A 20,475-nucleotide genomic window follows, 5' to 3' on the forward strand; every position below is an offset into this window, starting at 1 on the left:
CGGCGGTCACCCGCTGCGGATACGGGCCCATCTCGACGTTTTCGGTGCTCAGCGCCCTTCCGTGCGCTTCCGCGCCGAAAACGCCGATCTGGGCCCGTCTCCTGTGCGGGTGACCGCCGCTCTGCTCGGCATGGTGCTGAGGTGGGCTGGGGTCACAAAAGAGAACCGCCCGCAGGTCCAGGCCCGCGGGCGGTCTGCTTCATCCGTTGCTCGGCCTACTTGAGGCGGGCCAGCATCTCGACCTTCTCGGTGTCCAGCCCCGTCCAGGTGCCCCAGCCCGACTTGTCCGCATCGGTGTACTTGTGGTTGTAGAGACCACCCGTATCACCCGACTCGGGGTTGATGGACCAGTACGTGAAGTCCGTCATCTTCTTCTTGATCAGGTAGTCGGTGTAGATGTTCTGCCACTCCCAGTCGTAGCGCTTGCCGGCAGGCAGGTGCGCCCACAGCTGGGCGAGCGGCGGATCCATCTCGTTCTTCGGCCAGTCCTTCACGCCACCGAACTCGCCGGTGATCACGCAGAACTTCTGGTCGTGCAGGAACCCGAAGTGCTCGTCCCACCCCGCTTCCAGCTTCGCGACGGCCGCTGCGTTGCTCCGCTCCACGATCAGCCCGCACCCGGCCTTGGCGGCCGCCTCGTCCTCGAGCCCGACGCACTCGGGCTTCGACTGATCGACGTGCTGCTTCTGAACGAACACGGCAGGCCCGTAGGTGTGGGGCGAGAAGCAGAGCCGATTCCGGGGGATCTGGATCGGGTAGGCCGTCTGTCCGTAGAAGTTCTCACCCCAGTTCGGGTTGAGGTTCTCATCACCGTGGGGCTCCGGCTCGAGCGTCAGGCCGCTGGCGCCCGCGGGCTGGTGGCTGCCGGACACGCCCTGGACCACCGCGATCATGTCGTCGTTCTCTTCGGCGATGACGTCGTAGCAGGCCTTGGCCATGTCCGCCCACTCGGGCCAGCTGTACTTCCACGGCTCGTTGAAGCAATCGATGCCGATGATGTTCTTGATGTTGAGCTTCTTGGGCAGCTGCGCGATCGTACGGATGTCCGCGAGCCACTTGTCGTAGTTGTAGGCGTCCTCGCCCGTAAGGCAGGTGTAGTCGTCCGCCTTGTAATCGTAGTTCTCGCGATCGCTGTCCACGTAGGGCTTGTTGTCGTCGAGCCTGCCCGCGCGCCACCCGAGGTGGTTCGAGCAGGAGTGGATGCCGATGATGACGTTCAGATTGTTCGCGCTGGCCTGCTTGAGGAAGTCCTCGAGCGCCTCATACGCGTTGGCGTACGGGTAGACGTCCGGGTCGTTGTTCTTGATCCGGGGCGAGGTGGTGCTGTAGTTGCCGTCCGGGTGGTTGGCGACCAGGGTCTGCGGCGCGATGGGGAGCCGGATCGTGTTGAACTTGAGGTTGGAGCTGGTGAGCTCCTTCATCGTGTCCGCGATCGTGCGCGGGGCGCTGTTCTCCGCCCACCACATCGACCCGATGAAGAGCTCCATGGCGCCGGGGCGCTCGAGATCGTCCTGTCCCTCGAGCCCGAACCAGTTGCCGCCGCGAACCTGGATCTCCTTGCCGTCCTGCGTCAGGCGGCCGTTGTCGAGGTTGACGCGGAATCTCCCGGTGGGGGAGCCGTCGGTGTCCGGCGTGGGCTTCAGATCCGGGTTGCCGCTGCCGCTGCCGCTCGGGATCCCAGCGCCCGCGCCGCTGGTCTCGCCGCTGCTCGTCGAGCTGCCCGCGCCGCTGCCGTTGCCCACCGAGCTGCCCGCGCCGCTGCCGTTGCCCACCGAGCTGCCCGCGCCGCTGCCGTTGCCCACCGAGCTGCCCGCGCCGCTGCCGTTGCCGCTGCCCGCGCCGCCGGAGCCCGTCGGCCCACCCCCGGTCGCGGTCGATCCATCACCACCGCAGGCGATGCCCATCAGAGCAAGGGCGGCGAAGGAACACAAGAAGATATGGCTTCTTCGGATTCTCATAGGTTCGTTCTTTCGTTAAGCACAAATTCAGAACACGGCGCACTGCTTCGAGCGACAACCCCCAAGGCTCGTCCGTAAGACAATCTCAGCCAGATCAACGGTTGGTCGCGCTCTACAGTCGACCCTGCGCAGAATTCGCAATCAAGCAACACCGACGGGTTGCCAACCGGGCTCGCATGTTACCCGCCACCAAACAGAGGGTCAAGACGAGACGCACCCCCCGACGCCCGGACCGGTTATCGATAGGGCGGTGTTTTTCCCACGACGGTGGATCGCAGGAGGCGCTCTCCTCCAACGGGATCCTGCAGGAGCGCTGCACGAGGGGGCGACCGCCACGAGGCGCTTGACTTTCGAATTGCACATCAATTGCCGAACCACCCGGGCGCCCTGCGCTCCCGGAGGGCGCGTAGCGTCATTCGATAGGTGCACAGCGTCATCCATCCTGCGCACAGCGTCAAACTCGACGGAAGAGGACATCGGTAGAGCTCGTCAATGGAAAGGCACGCTGAAAGACCGCGACTCGCCACGATGCCTGTCACAGGGGCACGCGACGCGTCGACGCGTCGACGCGCTGCTCCGGCCTTCATCGATGCTGACGGCGGCGGGTGTGCCGGCGGCTGAGCGGGTAACGCTACTCCCCTCCTCTTCCGATTCCGCGGCCCTCGCCCTCCCCTCGCGGTCTCCGCCAGCGCTCCGGCAGGCGCACGAGGAGCATCGCGAGCCCCGGCAGGAGCACCATCCCGGCGAGCAGCAGCAGGGAGGACGTGAGCCGCGCGGCCGAGGCGCCCACCGCGGCATAGGTCGCCGAGATGCCCAGGTTGGCCAGGGCGGTCACCGTGGCGAACGCGCGCCAGGGCATGCGGCCCGCGCCCGCGAAGACGAGAGACGCCTCCGCGAGCACGGGCACGCCGCGGAAGAGGAGCAGGAACCAGCGGCCGTGCCGCTCGGCGGCCCGCGTCAGGCGCGCGAGCTCCGCCTCGCCCACCATCCGCTGCAAGGCCGGCGCGCCCGCGCGCGCGCCGACGAGATAACCCAGCCCCGAGCCCACCATCATGCCCGCCCAGGAGACCGCCGTCCCGCGCCAGAAGCCGAGAAGCCCGCCCGCCGCCGTGCTCACCAGGCTCGATGGCACCGGCAGGACGATATCGCCGGCGAGCAACCCGCCGAGGACGAGCGCCGTCGCCACGGGCGAAGGCGGCGCCGCGACCAGCCTCCGCGCCGCGGCCTCGAGGCTGTCGGCGAAGAGGAAGAACGGCACGAGGATGACCAGGAGGAGCAGGCCGGAGAAGCCGGCCCACCCGGGCCAGGAGCGCCGGGAGCGCGCGGTCGCGCCGGGGAGGCGTGCGCCCCCCGGAGGACGGGTCGAGTCAGACGATCGCGACATGCAGCGCTCCAGGTCCGGTGACGGGCCGGCCGCCCTGCGAGGAGGAGCGAGCCGCCAGGCGCGCGAGTATACGTCCCTCACGCGGTCCGCCCTCGTGCGAAAGAGACGCTGGTTCAGGATTTGTCCACGCACAGGGGGAGTCGCCTTATTCAACAGCCCTGGAGACCGCGGCGCGCGCAGGAAGGGCTCGAATTCAGGGCACCCGCGTGGGAGACTGTCGCCAATTCACGCATCCCGAGAGGTCCCGGGCAACCGGAAGGAGCAGGTCATGCGTCCTCGATCTTCGTGGCTTGGTTCAACCCTATTCATCACGAGCTGCGCCGCCCTGGTGGCGAGCTGCTCTGCGAGCGCCGACCGCCCTCCCGGAGGCGGTGGCCCCGGTGGCGGCGGGGACAATCCCACCACGACGACCGGCGGCGATCTCGGCGACGGCGACACCACGGGGAGCGGATCGGACATCGGCGACGGCGACAGCGCGTTCCGTTGCGGCGACGGGAGCCTGACCAACGACGAGGCGTGCGACGACGGAAACGTCGTGGGGGATGACGGCTGTGCGGCGGATTGCCGCTCGGTCGAGCTCGGCTGGTCGTGCCCGCTGCCCGGGGTCGGTTGCACGCGCATCGCCCGCTGCGGTGATGGCGCCGTGGTGTTCCCGGAGCTCTGCGACGACGGCAACACCGAGGCGGGCGACGGCTGCTCGCCGACCTGCAAGGTGGAGGTCGGCTCCAAGTGCAGCGGCAGCCCGAGCGCGTGCACGCCGACGACCTGCGGCGACAAGACGCAAGAGGGCGCGGAGAGCTGCGAAGACGGCAACACGATGCCCTTCGACGGCTGCTCCTCGAGCTGCCAGGCCGAGCCCGATTGCTCCGCGGGCTCCTGCGCGTCCACCTGCGGCGATGGCCTCGTGCTGGGCGAGGAGTGCGACGACGGCAACAACATCGACGGCGACGGGTGCTCCGCGACGTGCACGGAGGAGCCGGGCTACACCTGCGCCGTTCCCCAGCCCTCGGGATCGATGTCCGTGCCTGTCATCTTCCGCGACTTCAAGGCGGCCCACCCCGACTTCGAGCCGAAGGGTCCTGCCAACAGCAGGCCGATCTTCAACATGGTCGGGCCCCGGCTCGACGCCCAGAAGAAGCCGACGTACATGGCCGCCGCCAACAGCCTGGTGACGAGCGCGGACAGCTTCGCCCAGTGGTACCACGACGTGCCCAACACCAACAGCACCACGGTCACCACCCTCACGCTCTGGGACACCGGCGACGGCCGCTTCGTGAACCGCTGGGGCGAGGACGGCCAGCAGTGGACCCTGCTGTCCCAGGAGAGCGAGCACTATTGCGGCAACGTGGGCAACGAGGTGGACGGCGAGGAGTGCACCTCGTCGGCCCAGGCCACCCCGCAGTGCGGCGACATCCACAGCGAGGCGTTCCACAGCTGCGAGGTGCGCGGCGGGGTCTACTGGGCGCGGTACATCGAGGAGACCTATGACGGGAACCCGCTGTTCTTCCCGGTCGACGACGATCCGTTCACCCCGGCGGCCGAGCGCGTCGCGGCCGACATCTTCCCGAGCTACGGCGGCGGCGACTGGCTGAAGGAGCAGGGCAGCCCGAAGCACAACTTCCATTTCACGAGCGAGATCCGCTACTGGTTCCAGTACAACGCGGGCGAGCAGTACGAGCTCGACTTCACCGGCGACGACGACGTGTGGGTGTTCATCAACGATCGCCTCGCGGTCGACGTCGGCGGCATCCACAGCGCCGTCAACGGGCGCCTCGTCATCGGCGCCAACGGGAGCGGCAGGGTCACCTACGCCACGGAGGAGAACGACAACATCCCGCCGCGGAACATCGACCTCGGCCTGACGGACGGCGGCGTCTACCAGATCGCGGTGTTCCACGCCGAGCGCCAGACCGCGGCGTCGACGTTCAAGCTCACGCTGCAGGGCTTCGCGACGGCGCGCAGCGAGTGCAAGCCCATCTGCGGCGACAGCGTCGTCAGCCTGGGCGAGGAGTGCGACGACGGCGTGAACGACGGCGGCTACGGCGAGTGCGCGCAGGACTGCAAGCTCGGCGAGTACTGCGGTGATGGCGTCGTCCAGGCCGTGGAGGAGTGCGACGACGGCAACAACCGCGACGGGGACGCCTGCGGCAGCGGCTGCCGCAACCTCATTCCGCGCTGATAACCCGCCCCGCTCCACCCCCCATCGGTCCCCAACGTGGACGTGAACGTGGACGTGGTCGTCAACGGTCGGCCGTGAACGACCACGTAAACGTAAACGTAAACGTTCGGATGTAGGAGAACGCGGCGCGAAGCTTGGTTGACGCCTATGCGGAGAGGGGCCCGCTCAGAAGCAGACCCCGAACTCCGGGTCGCCGATGTCGACGCAGCTCCCGCCGCTGGCACACGGCGCGCCGAAGCTGCTCCCCGGGCAGAGCTCGATGCAGGTGAAGGTGACGCCCTCCCCGGTCAGATCGCCGCACGCGGAGTTGGACACACACCCCTCGACGCCTCCACAGGTGCCTCCTACGGGGATGGTGCCTCCCGGGAGGCAGGCCGGAACCCCGCCCACCAGCGTTCCTGGGACACACCACTCGCCGCCGCCACAGCCGGCGCCGAACGGCGTGCACGCGCCGCCACCGCCGACCTCGGTCACCTCGATGGAAATGTCCAGCTGCCCATCCCCGATGGTGATGATCGTGCCGTCCGTCTGGAATTGATAGACCAGCGGCGTGACGGCCCCATCGTGAATCGTGAATGAGACGGTGGGAGGGGAGAGCAGCGTCGCCTGCACGGGCACAAACGTGCCCCCGTCATCGCGCTGCAAGACCCAGCCCTGCTCCAGGGTGCTCGAGTAATTGCCGGTGGGCAATGCCGCGCTGAGCACCGTCTCGCCCGGATCATCCGAGGTGCCGAGGTACGTGACGATCGGCCCCTCGATCCTGAAGAGCGCGTTGCTCAGCCGGTACACGTGCCCGTTGGTCTGCGCCACCAGGGCGATGCTCGCGCGGCCGGTGGACTCCGCTTCTTCCGTGCCGTCCGGACCGACGGCGCACGCCGGGAGCAGCGGCGCCGCCGCAAGGAACATTGCCGCGAACCCGACGTTGACAAGCGATGATCGACTCATGCTGGACCTCCTCCAAGGAAAAAGACGGGCGAGTATAACGCGCGCCGATACGCTCGCGGCGCCCGGATCAAGGATCGGAACGCCGGGACGACGCCGTTCGATCGGCGATGGTGATGGCTCGCTTCTGCGGTAAGCGGCGCGCGCGGGCCCGCCGGCTCAGGCCATGCACGCCGAGCGATCGCTCGCCGCGCGCTCCGGGGCTCCCGGGTGTGCCGGCACCAGCACCCGCACGGAGCGCGGGGCGCGCGGGGCGACCCCCGCGCCGGGTGAGAGCGTGAGGCACAGCTCTCCGCCCGCCGGCCTCGCCCGGAGCGCGAGGTGCACGGCGCCGCGGCGCGCAGTCCGGATGGCGCTCACCAGCACGCGAAAGAGCCCGCGCGCCAGGGTGTCGTGGTCCGCCTGGACCACCACGGGCTCGAGCTCCTCGATGCTGGTCGTGACGTTGAAGACAGCCGACTCGACCTCCAGCAGCTCCGCGAGATCCCGGATCAGCGCGTCGAGCGCCACCGGGCGCGGCGCCGCCGCCTCGCCCAGCGCGAGCGCCCGCCACAGCGCGGCGGAGCGCTGGAAGCGGCGCAGCACGCTGGCGGCGAGGTGGAGCAGATCGCGCGTCTGGGCGAGGACGCTCCCGGCGAGCTGATCCGCGGCGAGATCGATCCTGAGCCGCGCGGCGGCCCGCGCCTGGAGGATGTCCTGGAGCAACCGCCGCAGGTCCTCCATGGGCACGTCCCGCGCAGTGAGCAGACGATCCATGTCCCGCTCGAGCCGCATGGCGAGGAGATCCATCTCGATGGCGCGCGCGGCGCAGAGCAGAATTTCGCGGAGACGAAAGCCGATCTCGGGTCTCCTGACCGAGAGGCTGAGCACGCCGATCGCCGCCCCATCGCCGTCCCGGAGCGGGAGCCCATGGCATGTGAAGGCGTGGAATCCCTGAATGAAATGCTCCGGCCCCACGAGCTCCGTATAGCCATCTTCGGCGAGCGCCGTACCGACGCCGTTCGCGCCGCAGACGCTCTCCTCGAGCAACGCGCCCGGACCGGGCACCCGCTCGGGGCCGTGAATCGTCTGCTCGTCACCGCGGACATCCAGGAGGATCGCCCGCGCGTCCCCCACCATGACCGCATGACGCTCGTCGCCCGAGGCCAGGCTGAGCGCGTGAAGGTAGGGCTCGGAAGCGAGGAGGAGATCCTGGTGCCGCTCGCGCAGGCGCTCGGTGTCGAGCTCGCTCAGGAACTCGGCCTTGGGGCGGCGCGGATCGGCCCCTCCCCCGTGAGAGCGCACCCAGGCGCGGTGCACGTGAGGGCGCAGCTTCTCCGCCTCCAGGGCGCCGATCGAGCGGTAGAGGCGCCCCGCCTCGAGCGCTGATTCAAGCCACGCTGCCATGAGCCCACCCTCGTTCGAGCGCGCGGTTGCGTCCGCCATCGTCCGCGATGATGCTCCGGGATCTTGCACAGTTCGTACCCTCGACACGCCTCCTCGAGAAGCGAGCCGCGAGGAAGTGAGCTATTTCGAGTCTCCATTTTCCCAAGGAAGAGCGCGGACCGCATGCAGGCACCTACCGTCCTGATCGTCGATCATGACGAGGCCCAACGAGAGGAGATCCGCAGCACGCTCGAGGCCGCTGGGCTTCGGGTCGAGCTCGCGGCGACGATCGCGGAGAGCCTGCGAAGAGCCCATCGACCGCCGGACCTGGTGCTCATCGGCGCCGATCTGCCGGACGGCGAGCGGTGCGAGCTCTGCCAGCACCTCCAGGCGGCGCTGGGCGCGGTGGCCACCCCGGTGCTGCACGCCATCCGGCCGAACGCGGCATTCGGCCAGCCATCGGCGTCGAGCTCGACGCTCGGTTCGACGTGCGGCTCCGCGTATGGTTCCGCGTACGGTTCCGCGTATGGTTCCGCGTACGGTTCCGCGTACGATTGCTGTCGTGCCGGCTCGCGCGCATGGCCGGCCGAGAGCCGGCTCCTGGTGACGGCCGTCCGCGCTCTGCTCGAGGCGCGCGCGGCGAACGTCGCGCGCGCCGAGAGCGACGAGCGGTTCCGCGCGGCCTTCGATCAGGCGGCGGTGGGGATGGCCCACGTCTCCCTCGACGACCGCTTGCTCCGCGTGAACCCGAAGCTCTGTGAGCTGCTCGGATACACCGTCGAGGAGCTGCTGGCGCTCCGCGCCCAGGATCTCCGGCACCCGGACCACGCGGAGCGGGCGCTCCGGCACGTCCATGCGCTGGGCGATGGGGAGATCCCCTCTTCCACCACCGAAGAGCGCTGTGTGCGGCGGGACGGGTCGTTGCTCTGGGTCGCTGTCACGCGCTCGCTCGCCCGCGATCGCGCGGGGGCGCCGCTGTACGTCGTCGAGGTCGTGAAGGAGATCGAGCGCCGCAAGCGGGCCGAGGAGGCGCGGGAGCGGGCGCTCGCCTGCGAGCGCGTCGCGCGCATCCGGGTCGAGCTGGCGGAGGCGCGCGTCGCTCGCCTCCAGACGTTCACGTCCGAGCTCTCGCGCGCGGTGACGCCCGCGCAAGTGGCCGAGGTGGTCCTCTCGCTCGGACTCGCCGCGCTCTACGCCGACGCGGGGTACGTCGCGCTCCTCGCGGAGGACGACGTGATCGAGGTCCTCCGCGCGCCCGGCTACCCCGAGGACGTGGTCGCGCGCCTGCGCCGCATTCCGATGTCCGCGCGCATGGCTGTCGTCGACTGCATCCGCACGGGCCAGCTGCTGATCTTCGAGTCGCTCGCGGCGTATCAGGCTGCCTATCCCGACGCGCCGGCGGGCGACTGGGCCAAGACCCTGATCTGCGTCCCCATGAGGCTAGGCGGCGTGACCATCGGGGTGCTCGGGGTCACGTACCGCGACGCCTGCCGGATCAGCGAGGACGACCGGCGCTTCATGACGACGCTCGCCCTGCAGTCTGCGCAGGCCCTGGAGCGCGCGCGCCTCTACGAGGCCGAGCAGCGGGCGCGTCGGCTCCGCGAGGAGGCGCTGGCCATCGCGGCGCACGACCTCCGGAACCCGCTGTCGTCGATCATCCTGGCCGCGTCCCTGCTCGAGCGATCGGCCCCGGCAGACGCGGGGGGGCAGGCGATCCGCAATCGGGCGCGGCAGATCAAGCGCGCCGCGGAGCGCGCCGTCGAGATGCTCGGCGAGCTGCTCGACGCCGCGATCATCGAGGCGAAGGGCCTGAAGCTGGACATCCAGCCGTGCGAGGTGGGCTCGCTCGTGCGCGAGGTCACCGAGATGCTCGCGCCGCTCGCCGAGCAGAAGCGGATCCAGCTCCACACCCTCCTTCCGGGGAGCGGCCTGGAGCTCAGCTGCGACCGCGGCCGCATGCTCCAGGTGCTGTCGAACCTCGTGGGCAACGCCCTGAAGTTCACCGCCGAAGGACGGGAGATCACGATCGGCGCGGAGCGCCAGGGGCCCCATGTCCGCCTGTCCGTCAGCGACACGGGCACGGGGATCCGGCCGGAAGACATCCCGCGCCTGTTCGATCGCTACTGGCAAGGGCGGGCGGCGCGCTGCGCGGGCGCGGGGCTCGGGCTGTACATCGTCAAGGGCATCGTCGAGGCGCACGGGGGGCAGATCTCGGTCGACAGCGAGCTCGGCGCGGGGACGACGTTCTCCTGCACGATCCCCGTCACGCGCTGAAGCCAGGGAGGCCAACCCGCTCCTCACCGCATGCCCGACGGGTTGCACGACTCCAGCAAACTGGAGCCAGATCCATTTTATGAGCCGACGCTCCTGCGCTCGGCGCGCGGCCGTTACCGCGCCACGTCGACGGACTCGACGGATGAGGTCAGCTCGTTGTCCGCCGCGGATCGCCCGCCGAGGACGATCACCTCGCCGCCGCCAGGACAGATCAGGGGGCTGAAATACCGCGTGAACTCCAGGGCTCCCGCGGGCTCCCAGCCGTCGCCCGCCGCGTTGAGCCGGAAGAGGCCGTCGGCGATGTTGACGTAGAGGTCCTGTTCGTCGTTGCACGCCGTCGCGCCGAAGCCCGCAATCGGGATCTCCGAGGGGAGCGCCGGGCCCAGCGACCATGCCTCGGTCTTCGTGTCGAATCGGTAGACCTCGCCCGAGAACGCCATCCCCTCGCCGACGCCGCCGAGCGCATAGATCGAGTCACCGCGCCTCGCGACGCCCAGCGAGCGGAGCGCGAACGGCGCCTCGGGCAGGGGGACCCACGCCGCGTCGGGCGTGGAGAGATCGAGCACGACTCCCCGGGTCAGCAGCTCGCCGGGGCCCCCGAGCGTCCAGCCCCCGACCACGTACAGCCGGTCCCCCACCACCACGGCCCCGTGCCCGGAGCGCCCCTCGGGCAAGTCCGGCATGGCCTGCCATGTCCCTTCGCGCGGATCGTAGCGCTCGACCGTCGCCACCGAGGTGAGGACCTCCGGCTCGTCGATGGCGCTGTCCACGCGGAGGCCGCCGATACGGTAGATGAAGCCGCCGTGCGCCACGAGCGCGATGCTCTCCAGGTGCTCCAGATTCTGTACTTCCTGGCGTCTCCTCTCCCCGCAGCGCATGCGCGCCGGCCGCCGCAGACGCCAAAGCGACGGGTGCGCGGCCATCCTGGCGAGCCAGACGCCGCCGAATCTAACATGGCACGACGACCGCAAGTCGACGGCTCATTCGTTATGTCCCCACCCCAATACAGCCATACGGCCGCGCTTTCGGGCGAGGGCAGGCCCGGAACGTGTGCGCCGCACGCAGACTGCCGAGGAGCGGGGCGCTCTGGCCCACGGGCCCCCATCATGCTTTCGGCCTGGTCGCGTCATCGACCGATGGATACGACATGACCGCCCCAGGTACGCATGCGGACGGCCCATGAGAGGTTCCCCGAGTTCTGACGTCCCAATCGCCAACTGAGCTTTTCAAGATGCACGGAGGCCGGATCACGCGGAGCAGGGCGCGGCCGCACCGCGGTGCTTCGGCCGCTGCCGCTGGACGGCTTTCGCCATCGCCCCGCCTCAAAGCTCCCTGCGAGCGCGCTTGCCCGCCCCCCCGCGGATCGAGCGCATTCCTCGTGAGCCGTCCGGTCCGTATCGGACAGATCCCCTCCTCTCCTTGTGATGCGTCCCTCGTCAGGCAAGCACCGGCGCGACGTCTACGAGGCCCGAGGGCGCCCTCGCACCGCGGGGACCCTGGCACGGCGCACAAAGAAGGACACAAACGCACCTGAAACCGGCCACGCTGGACGGGGCCTTTGTGCGCTCAGCGTCGCTCAATGAAACACGCTGGACATGCCTGACAATGCTCCTGACAAACAGGCGCATTCTCGACTGGACGACCCGTGGCGCGCTTTGGGATGTTCCAAGATTGTTTAGTTTGGGTGCAACCACGGTGATCGCCCGAGCTGTGGCGCGCCGTCCACGCGTTTTTCGCCTGTTTAATGTATTCATTCTTTCTCCAGGACTTGCTCGGTGGGAAATGAGGGGTATCGTCAGCCCCGTCCGATTCGAGGAGTTCCTGTCCAAGCCGACAGGATATCCGGTTCCATAGGGGCGTACTTCGGAGTGGGCCGTCGTGGCGTGCTCTCTCCGCTGACGCCACGCGCCGTGAAGTCGATGGCAAAGGGCGAGGCCTAGGGTGACCTTCGCGCGAGCTCCTCGCCAGACATCACCGGCGCAGCGGTCTTCGGTCAGCGCAGGGCTCCACGAGAGCAGGCGTATCCGTCGCTCTCCGTGGGGGTTATCGCCGCGCGTTCATCTCAAGGCGTACGTTCCACAGGGCACGAAACACAAGGAGTTGTTCTGATGAAGAAGCTCGTTATCCTCGCCGCGCTCGCCACCATGTCAATCTCGGGAAGCGCCATGGCAGTTGACCGGGGTCCCACGCGCGCCATCCAGATCGAAGGGGCGTCGGCCGGCACGGCGACCTTCAACGCCGTCATCAATGCCAACGGCCTGAGTGACAACCTCCTGGCCCCGAACGGGACATGCCTCATCAGCATGACCTGGACCAACCCCAACAACGCGGCACAGTCCCGCTCCTGCACGGTCCGCGAGGTAAAGACGACCACCAACCCCAACTGCCCGGACGCGGACATCAATACCACGATGTATGCCGGCTCTGGCTTCAATACCAACTGCAGTGGATTCAATCAGTTCGGCATGGCGTTCGGGCCCCAAGGTGCAGGCTTTACCACCATCAGCGCCTCCATCGTCCTGGGCGAGACGGCACTCGGCACGCCGAGCTTCGGCGGGACGTTCCGGGATCCGTTCTCCTTCGGCTTCATCCAAGGCATCACGATCAACTAAGACCGAGCGCCGCCCGACGCGCCGCCATGCGGACGTCGGGTGCGCAGATCTCCCGGACCGCGCCTCGCGGCCGGGAGATCTGCTCGCTTGCGCCCAGCGATCATCGCCCATGTCAGCCGCTGCCTTGCCCGAGGGCGAGCGGGAGTCGCCCCCTAGGGCCCTGCTCCTCGTCGTCGTGACATCGCAGCGAGCGCCGCAGCCCCCTCACCCTGATCGGATGGAGACGTTCTCATGCAACCGCCTGTCCTGCATCACGCTACTCCCCGCCGATGGCCGCTCTGGTGCGCGCTGGCGGCGCTCGCGCTCGCCGCTGTCCTGTACCTCCGCTCGAAGCACGACGCGCCGCGCGCCGCGCTGCCCGAGCCCGCCCCCCGCTCATCCATGCATCAGCAAAAGTCGGGCTACGTCAACCGTGCGCGATGGGATCGCCCCGCCGCGCCCCCGGACCAAGCTGCCCCGGAGGTGCCGCCGATCTCCGGGACCGTTTACGACCTGAGCGGCGCCCCGGTCGCCGGCGTCACGATCGCCGCGACGACGTTCGACGTCGCCGGCAATTTCCCCACGACGGCGGCGTCGGCCGAGAGCGATGAGCACGGGCGCTTCGAGATCCGCGCCCCGAACGGAACCTACAACCTCGTCAGCAACAAGGAGGGATACGGCCCCATGCTCGTCGTCGCGCACAGCGGGGACGATGTCGCGCTGCTGCTCCCGAGGAGCGGGATCGTCGAGGGGCATGTTTACAACGAGCGCAAGGAGCCGATAACGCAGTTCACCGTGGACATCGTCGCGCTGTCCCCCGACAGCACGGCAGCGCCCGCGCCCCTCTGGTCGAAGCGCTTCGACGCGGCGGACGGGGCCTTCCGTGTGGAGCAGGTCCCCGGCTGGCCGGTCTTCCTCAGGGTCACGGCGGCCGATTACGCTCCTGTCTTCTCGGCGCCCGTCCATGTCGGGCCCGACAAGACCCAGAACGTCGAGCTGACGCTCTCGCGCGGGTGCACGCTGACGGGGACGGTTCATGACGAGAACGGCGCGCCGCTCGCCGGCATCTTCCTCGATGCGGAGACGCGCTTCATCACGGGCTCGGCGAGCCAGGGGTCCATGGATGCCGCGAGCCAGGCCCAGAGCGATCTCGAAGGGCGCTTTCGGCTAGAGCGTGTCCCTCCGGGCGAGATCCTGGTCCGCGCGTATGACGGCGGCTATGCCGCGACGACGGCCCAGGTCCAGGTCGCGCAATGTGACGCGCTCGACCCGATAAAGCTCAGGATGTCCAGGGGAGGCAGCGTCGCCGGCGTCGTGCGGGGGAGCGACGGCAAGCCTGTCGCCGGCGCGCAGATCATGGCGTCTCACCGGAGCATCGGCTTCGTGAACGCGGTGACCGACGCCGAGGGGCGCTATCGCTTCGAGAAGCTCCCGGCGGCCGTCATGCGCCTCGAGCTGGTGGCGAAGTCGCAGCGTACCGTGGTGTACGCCAACGTGAGTGAGGGGCAGGTCGTCGAGCGGGACATCTCTCTTCCCGCGGACAGCGCGGGCGAGATCCGCGGGCGCATCACCAGCGGCGGGAAGCCGCTCCGGGGTGTCCAGGTCGTGGTCGCGTGCAACCAGGGCGAGCCCGGGCTCGACATGCGCCACGTCACGACGGGCAACGACGGGACCTATCGGGCGACAGGGCTGCCGGATGGCGCTTACATGGTCATGGTCTCCTCGGCGGTCGAGGGCACCTCGGCCGTCGTTCGTGACGGCGGCGTCGCGCAGGCGGATCTGGACGTGGCCGGGCAGCCCCAGCCAGAGGAGGACTCGGTGGCTCCGGCGCACTTCACCGGCGACTGAGCGGCGCGAGGCGGGAACCTCCGGCCCGCCCGGGCTGTCGATCGCCCTGCCCCACCGCTCGCGGGCCTGCGCTCAGGCGCGGCCCGCCGCGCCACGACCGGAGATCCCCCGTGCCCACAGCCCTCCTCCGCAGCCGCGCTGCGCTCGCCGCGATCGCCGTCCTTGTCCCTGCCCTCTTCAGCTGCGCCGACAGCCCCTCGCCGCCTGAGACCCCCGCCTCGCTCTCGCGCGGGCCCGCGCCGGCCGCGCCGCGCCCCCTGCCCGCCGCGCCGGCCGTCGCCGTCGCGGCGCGCCGCGCCGAGTCGGCACCGTTCCGGCTCACCGCCGCGGACGGCACCGGGCTGCGCCTCGTCGCGCTCACCGGCCGCGCGGTGATCGAGGCGCCGCTCGCGCTCGCCGAGCTGCACCTCACCTTCGAGAACCCGGAGGATCGCGTGCTCGAGGGCACCTTCAGCGTGACGCTGCCGCCCGGCGCGAGCGTCGGGCGCCTCGCCATGAAGATCGACGACCGGTGGCAGGAGGGCGAGGTCGTCGAGCGCCAGCGCGCGCGCGAGGCGTACGAGGATTTCCTCCACCGCAAGCAAGACCCCGCGCTGCTCGAGCAGGCGGCGGGCAACGAGGTGAGCGCGCGGGTCTTCCCCATCCCGGCGCGCGGCGTGAAGCACATCGTCCTGTCGTACTCCCAGGAGCTCCGCCCGGACGCGCCCTTCGCCGTCCCGTTGCGCGGCCTGCCCACGGTGAGCCGCCTCGACATCGAGGCCACCGTCGCCGGCGCCGCGGCGCCCATCCACGCGCTGCGCCGGAACGACGCCGCGCCCGAGGCCGATTTCGTGGTGGATCCCGCGCGGCTCACGTCGATCGAGGCGCGCGGCGGCCTGCGCAGCGGCGAGCTCGTGCTCGCCCGCGTGAGCGCTCCGGTGGACGCGCGGCCCGATCCGCTCGCCTCCGCGGTGATCCTCGTGGACACGAGCGCCTCACGCGCGCTCGGGCTCGAGGAGCAGCTCGGCGTGCTCGCGGCCCTCGCGCGGGCGGTCGCCCAGGCAGGCGGCCCGGGCGCGCCGCTCACCGTCGCCTGCTACGACCAGGCCGTCACCCCCGTCTTCGACGGCGCGGCCGCGGCGTTCGGCGAGGTGGAGCTCGCGCGCATCCGCGAGCGGCAGGCGCTCGGCGCCTCGGATCTCGGGCGCGCGCTCCGCTGGGCCGGCGAACGCGCGCGCGCCCGCGGCCAGCGGCGCGTCGTGCTGCTCTCCGACGGCATCGCCACGGCGGGCGAGGTCGCGCCGGGCGCGCTGCGCGGCGCCGCGGCGGCGCTGCGGGGCGCGGGGGTCGAGCGGCTCGACGCGGTCGCGCTCGGCGGCCTCCGCGACGAGGTCGCGCTGCGGCAGCTCGTCGCGGCGGGCCTGCCCCGCGACGGCGCCGTGGTCGACGGCGCGCGCGGCGCCGCCGAGATCGAGCGGCGCCTCGGCTCGGCCACGCGCTCGGGGATCGCGGTGAACATCGAGGGCGCGCGCTGGGTCTGGCCCCGCGCCCTGAACGGCGTGCAGCCCGGCGACGAGGCGCTCGTCTACGCCGAGGTACCGGCCGAGCTGCCCGTCCGGCTCACGGTCGATGGCCGCACCACGACGCCCGACCTCCGCGGCGTGGAGCGCCCGCTGCTCGAGCGCTCCTGGGCCCGGGCGAAGATCGACGGCCTCCTCGCCCGAGAGGGCGCCGGGGGCGACAAGGACGCGATCCGCAAGCAGGTCATCGATCTCTCGATCGCGCACCGGGTGCTGAGCCCGTACACCGCGCTGCTCGTGCTGGAGACCGAGCACGACTACACGCGCTTCGACATCGCCCGGCGAGGGCTCTCCGACATCCTGACCGTGGAGGGCGGCCGCGTCGCCGTGCAGAGGCGCTCGCGGCCGCAGGCCGGGAAGCCGCCGGCCCCCGCGCCGGCCCAGAGCCCGGTCGCCGGCGGTTCGCCTGGCAAGCGCGCCGAGATGTTCTCCGAGCAGGCCGCCGACGTCTCCCCCGGCGAGAGCGCCGCCCTGCGCCCTCCCCCCGCGCCTCCGGCGCCCTCTGCGGGCGCGGACGGCCGATACTCCTTCGGCGCGGACGTGCTCGCGCCGTCGGGCGCCAGCGGGGTCGCCGGCGGGCTCGGGTTATCGGGCGTCGGCGAGGGCGGCGGCGGCCGCGGCGAGGGCATCGGCCTCGGCGAGATCGGCACCCTTGGCCACGGCAGCGGGGCCGCGGCCGGAGCCGCGGCGCCCGCGCCGAGCGCCGTGTCGGCCACGGGCACCGGCCAGGGCTTCGGCAGCGGGCACGGCCGCCTCGCTGGCAGCCACCGGACCGGGGCGCCGCAGGTCCGCATGGGCGCCACCCAGGTGAGCGGCCGCCTCCCGCCGGAGGTGATCCAGCGCATCGTCCGCCAGAGCTTCGGCCGCTTCCGCCTCTGCTACGAGCGCGGGCTCCAGCGCGACGCGGGCCTGCAAGGCCGCGTCATCGTGCGCTTCACCATCGACCCGCGCGGCGCGCTCGTCAACGCGCGCGACGGCGGCTCCGATCTGCCCGACAGCGCCTCGGTCTCCTGCGTGGTCCGCGCCTTCCGCGACCTCACCTTCCCCGCGCCCGAGGGCGGCAGCGTCGACGTGGTGTACCCGCTCCTGTTCTCGCCGCCCCCGAGCGGCGCGCCCGCGCTGGCCGCGCCCGACGACGCCGCGCCCGACGACGCCGCGCCCCCGCGATCGGAGCCGTACACCGGCCGCTTCAAGCAGATCCATGACACCCTCGCCCGGGGCGACGCGCCGGCCGCCGTGCGCGACGCGCGGGCCTGGCACGCGGAGACCCCCGGCGACGTGCTCGCGCTCGTCGCGCTCGGCGAGGCGCTCGAGGCGGCCGGCGACACGCCGGGCGCCGCCCGCGCGTACGGCTCGCTGATCGATCTGTTCCCGGCGCGCGCGGACCTCCGCCGCTTCGCCGGCGCGCGCCTCGAGCGGCTCGCGGGTGGCGCCGGCCTCGAGCTGGCGGTCGACACGTACGAGAAGGCGCGCGAGCAGCGCCCCGACCACCCCGCGAGCCACCGCTTGCTCGCGTTCGCCCGCCTCAAGCGGGGCGAGCACGCCGCCGCCTTCGACGCGCTCGCGGCGGGCGTCGCGCGGCGCTACCCGCCGGGGCGCTTCGCCGGTGTGGAGGGCATCCTGCGCGAGGATCTCGGCCTGGTCGCCGCGGCGTGGCTCAAGGCGGAGCCCGCGCGCCGGGCGGCCATCCTGGCCCGGCTCGCGAAGGCCGGCGCCGCGCTCGAGGGCGCGCCTTCGCTCCGCTTCGTGCTGAACTGGGAGACCGACGCCAACGACGTCGACTTCCACATCCGCGACGACCGCGGCGGCCACGCCTATTACGGCGACCCGACGCTGCCAGGCGGCGGGCGCCTCTACGCCGACGTGACCACCGGCTACGGGCCCGAGTGCTTCACCATCCGCGCGCCCCGGGAGCAGCGAGCGAGCCGGTACACCCTGCAGGCGCACTACTACGCGCGCGGCCCGATGGGTTACGGCATGGGCAAGCTGCAGATCGTCGACCACGACGGCAAGGGCGGTCTGACCTTCGACGAGCGCCCCTTCGTGGTCATGACCGACGGCGCCTTCGTGGAGCTCGGCGCCGTCACGCGCTGACGCGCCGCTAGAGCCTCCGCTAGAGCCTCTCCCAGCGCCCGCTCTCGACGGAACGGAAGAGCGCGTCGATGACCCGCATGTTGTCCACCGCGACCTCGATCGAATTCTCGACCGGGCTGCCCGTGCGGATGGCGCGCGAGAACGCCTCGCTCTGCAGGTGGTACTGGTCGACGGCGGGGAACGAGGTGACCCTGGCCGAGCTGCAGTTCAGCGTCGAGCCGTCATCGAGGAAGACCTTGCACGGCTGGTCGGCGGGGGCGTTGAAGGGGATCTCGATCTCGAGGCGGCCCCTGGTACCGAGCGCGTTCACGCGCTGGTAGGCCACCGCCTGCGTGCTGCACGTGAACGTCAGGTGCGCGCCGCCGTAGTCGACGAGGCCCGAGGTCACGCGATCGGTGCCGAACTCGGGATCGCGCTCGACGAGCGCGATCGCCCGCACGGGCTCGCGTCCGAACAGGAAGCGCGACGTGTTCACCGCGTAGCAGCCGATGTCGTAGAGCGCGCCGCCCCCGACTTCCTTCTTGTTGCGGATGTTGGTGGCGTCGCGGTTGAAGTACGAGAACGCCGCCTGGACGCTGACCAGATCGCCGATCTGGCCGCCTCGCACCCAGTCCCTGGCCTGCTGCCACTGCGGGTGGTTGCGGATCATGAACGCTTCGGCGATCAGCTTGCCCGTCTCGCGCTGGACGTCGACAAGCGCCTCGGCGTCCTTCGCGCTGAGGGCGATCGGCTTCTCGCACAGGACGTGCTTGCCGGCGCGGGCGGCGCGCGCCGTCCACGTCACGTGCAGGTGGTTGGGCAGCGGGTTGTAGACGGCATCGATCTCCGGATCGTCGAGCAGCTCGTCGTAGCTGCCGTACGCCTTCGGGATCCCGAGCGACCGCGCGGCGTCGCGCGCCTTGCCGATGTCGCGCGACGCCAGCGCGGCGAGCTGGGTCAGCGGCCCCCGCTTCATGCCGGGCAGGCTGACCGTCAACGCGAAGTTGCTCGCCCCGAGGACGCCCCAGCGCACGGGGGTGAGGGATTCGTCGGACGTCGGACCTTGGGCAGATGTGGACATGGGCACCTCGCTGCTCGCGAAACTAACGGTCGACGGCGCTCCTGTAAACGCTCGGCAAGCACCGGCGGAACCGCCGAGGCGCCGAGCGCCCCGCGATCTCCTCGCCGCCAATGACGTACCCGAGATCGACCAGGGGCGAAACAGGCGAAGCAGACGAGGCAGACGAGGCAGACGAGGCAGACGAAACAGACGGGGCAGACGAGACAGACGAGACAGAGCACGCCATCGAAGTCCCCCGTCACGCTCCAGACGTCTGTCCATCGGACGTCACGCCACGACTTCGCCCCGCGCGCTCGACACCCTCAGTAAACTCTGCCATTATTACCAGAATTGCAGCCTTTCAGTGGGGGGGGACTGATATGGCTCGAAATACCATGGTAGGTCTGATACCGCTCATCGTTCTGGCCGGAACCGGATGCGGCGAGGACGGAGAGTGGCTGGAAGAGCCCTTGGGCGAAGCGCAGAGCGCGCTGGAGGCCGGCAATGCGCTCAATCCCAACGCGCTGAACCCCAACGCGCTCAATCCCAACGCGCTGAACCCCAACGCGCTGGCCGTCGGCGCCTTGAGCCTCATCGCCCTTGGCTCGCAGGCGCTGACCGCGATCCTCGACCCCGGGCCGAACGGCGCCCTCTCGCGCGATCACCTGAGGTACGCCGTCGAATGTGCCCTCGAAAGCTCGCAATCATTCCGTTTCGGCTGGATCGACGCGTCTGGCGTCTATCACGACGAGATCTACACAGGCGTGCTCGGGCTCGCGAGGAGCTGGGCGTGGGTCCCGCTGGATGGTGACGACCAGCGCTGGGTCTCGGCGTGCCTCGCGGCGCGCACCAACTACTACGGGGTCCCCGTCGTGCTCTCTTCGCGTGGACCTACCAAGGCGATCAACAAACAAAACTCGCCGGAGCTGTCCACGTTCAGGAGGGAGGAGGGCGCGTTCTGGGGCAACATCTACGGGAGCTCGCCGGCGCTCTATGCCTGCCATGTTCCAGAGAACGATGCGAGCTCACGCGCGGCGCTTCGCGACTGCGCCGCCGGGCACATCGATGAGACGACTGGCTCCATCCAACCGTGCGGGGCGATCCAGCTCCTTGGCTCGTGTGATACCTATTGCGACCCCATCGCCCCCAAGAACGGCATCTACCACCCTTCCTGCTTCACGGATCCGGCGAACCGCCTGGCCACCATGAACTTGAATCCTATCACGGTCTTCCTCGAATGAG

At 70.4% G+C, this 20,475-nt stretch carries 12 protein-coding genes; 6 read left to right on the forward strand and 6 right to left on the reverse strand.

The features are described from left to right. Nucleotides 1-215: 215 nt before the first annotated feature. Nucleotides 216-1,958 carry a glycoside hydrolase family 5 protein gene (locus WMF34_RS27635; protein WP_012237982.1) on the reverse strand — a complete coding sequence of 581 codons (1,743 nt, stop codon included), beginning with the start codon at nucleotides 1,956-1,958 and terminating at the stop codon, nucleotides 216-218. Between the two features lie 631 nt (nucleotides 1,959-2,589). Then, a complete protein-coding gene (locus WMF34_RS27640) occupies nucleotides 2,590-3,342 on the reverse strand; it encodes a TVP38/TMEM64 family protein (protein WP_012237983.1) in 753 nt (250 codons plus the stop codon). Between the two features lie 268 nt (nucleotides 3,343-3,610). Between WMF34_RS27640 and WMF34_RS27645 the strand changes: the two genes are divergently transcribed. Next, the gene (locus WMF34_RS27645) at nucleotides 3,611-5,521 is read left to right on the forward strand and encodes a DUF4215 domain-containing protein (protein WP_437989654.1); all 1,911 of its coding nucleotides are present in this window, start codon (nucleotides 3,611-3,613) and stop codon (nucleotides 5,519-5,521) included. Between the two features lie 165 nt (nucleotides 5,522-5,686). Here WMF34_RS27645 and WMF34_RS27650 read toward each other — a convergent pair whose 3' ends face one another. Together WMF34_RS27650 and WMF34_RS27655 are read right to left on the reverse strand one after the other, a co-directional pair. Beyond that, the gene (locus WMF34_RS27650) at nucleotides 5,687-6,466 is read right to left on the reverse strand and encodes a hypothetical protein (RefSeq protein ID WP_012237985.1); all 780 of its coding nucleotides are present in this window, start codon (nucleotides 6,464-6,466) and stop codon (nucleotides 5,687-5,689) included. A 156-nt stretch (nucleotides 6,467-6,622) separates the two neighbouring features. Continuing rightward, entirely contained in the window at nucleotides 6,623-7,849 is a 1,227-nt protein-coding gene (locus tag WMF34_RS27655; RefSeq protein WP_437989655.1) for a sigma-54-dependent Fis family transcriptional regulator, read from the reverse strand. A 162-nt stretch (nucleotides 7,850-8,011) separates the two neighbouring features. Between WMF34_RS27655 and WMF34_RS27660 the strand changes: the two genes are divergently transcribed. After that, nucleotides 8,012-10,102 carry an ATP-binding protein gene (locus WMF34_RS27660; RefSeq protein WP_437989656.1) on the forward strand — a complete coding sequence of 697 codons (2,091 nt, stop codon included), beginning with the start codon at nucleotides 8,012-8,014 and terminating at the stop codon, nucleotides 10,100-10,102. A 113-nt stretch (nucleotides 10,103-10,215) separates the two neighbouring features. Here the strand turns inward: WMF34_RS27660 and WMF34_RS27665 are convergent, their stop codons facing one another. Then, nucleotides 10,216-10,980: a Kelch repeat-containing protein gene (locus WMF34_RS27665; protein WP_437989657.1), complete on the reverse strand. Its 765-nt coding sequence runs from the start codon at nucleotides 10,978-10,980 to the stop codon at nucleotides 10,216-10,218. Between the two features lie 1,230 nt (nucleotides 10,981-12,210). Between WMF34_RS27665 and WMF34_RS27670 the strand changes: the two genes are divergently transcribed. The 3 genes from WMF34_RS27670 (at nucleotide 12,211) to WMF34_RS27680 (ending at nucleotide 18,194) form a co-directional block, all read left to right on the forward strand. Then, nucleotides 12,211-12,714: a hypothetical protein gene (locus WMF34_RS27670; RefSeq protein ID WP_437989658.1), complete on the forward strand. Its 504-nt coding sequence runs from the start codon at nucleotides 12,211-12,213 to the stop codon at nucleotides 12,712-12,714. Between the two features lie 231 nt (nucleotides 12,715-12,945). Next, nucleotides 12,946-14,541, forward strand: a complete 1,596-nt coding sequence (locus tag WMF34_RS27675) for a carboxypeptidase-like regulatory domain-containing protein (RefSeq protein WP_012237990.1) — start codon at nucleotides 12,946-12,948, stop codon at nucleotides 14,539-14,541. A 110-nt stretch (nucleotides 14,542-14,651) separates the two neighbouring features. Continuing rightward, nucleotides 14,652-18,194 (forward strand): AgmX/PglI C-terminal domain-containing protein, encoded by a 3,543-nt coding sequence (locus tag WMF34_RS27680; RefSeq protein ID WP_437989659.1) that lies wholly within the window; start codon nucleotides 14,652-14,654, stop codon nucleotides 18,192-18,194. 19 nt (nucleotides 18,195-18,213) lie between these two features. On the opposite strand, the gene WMF34_RS27685 is transcribed toward WMF34_RS27680, so the two are convergent. Then, nucleotides 18,214-19,254: a Gfo/Idh/MocA family protein gene (locus WMF34_RS27685; RefSeq protein WP_437989660.1), complete on the reverse strand. Its 1,041-nt coding sequence runs from the start codon at nucleotides 19,252-19,254 to the stop codon at nucleotides 18,214-18,216. 449 nt (nucleotides 19,255-19,703) lie between these two features. Here WMF34_RS27685 and WMF34_RS27690 point away from each other — a divergent pair, with 449 nt between their 5' ends. Beyond that, nucleotides 19,704-20,474, forward strand: coding sequence for a hypothetical protein (locus WMF34_RS27690; RefSeq protein WP_437989661.1), 771 nt, complete (start codon nucleotides 19,704-19,706; stop codon nucleotides 20,472-20,474). The last annotated feature ends 1 nt before the right edge of the window (nucleotide 20,475 follow it).

Source organism: Sorangium sp. So ce145 (assembly GCF_051525985.1).
Taxonomy (GTDB): domain Bacteria; phylum Myxococcota_A; class Polyangia; order Polyangiales; family Polyangiaceae; genus Sorangium; species Sorangium cellulosum_B.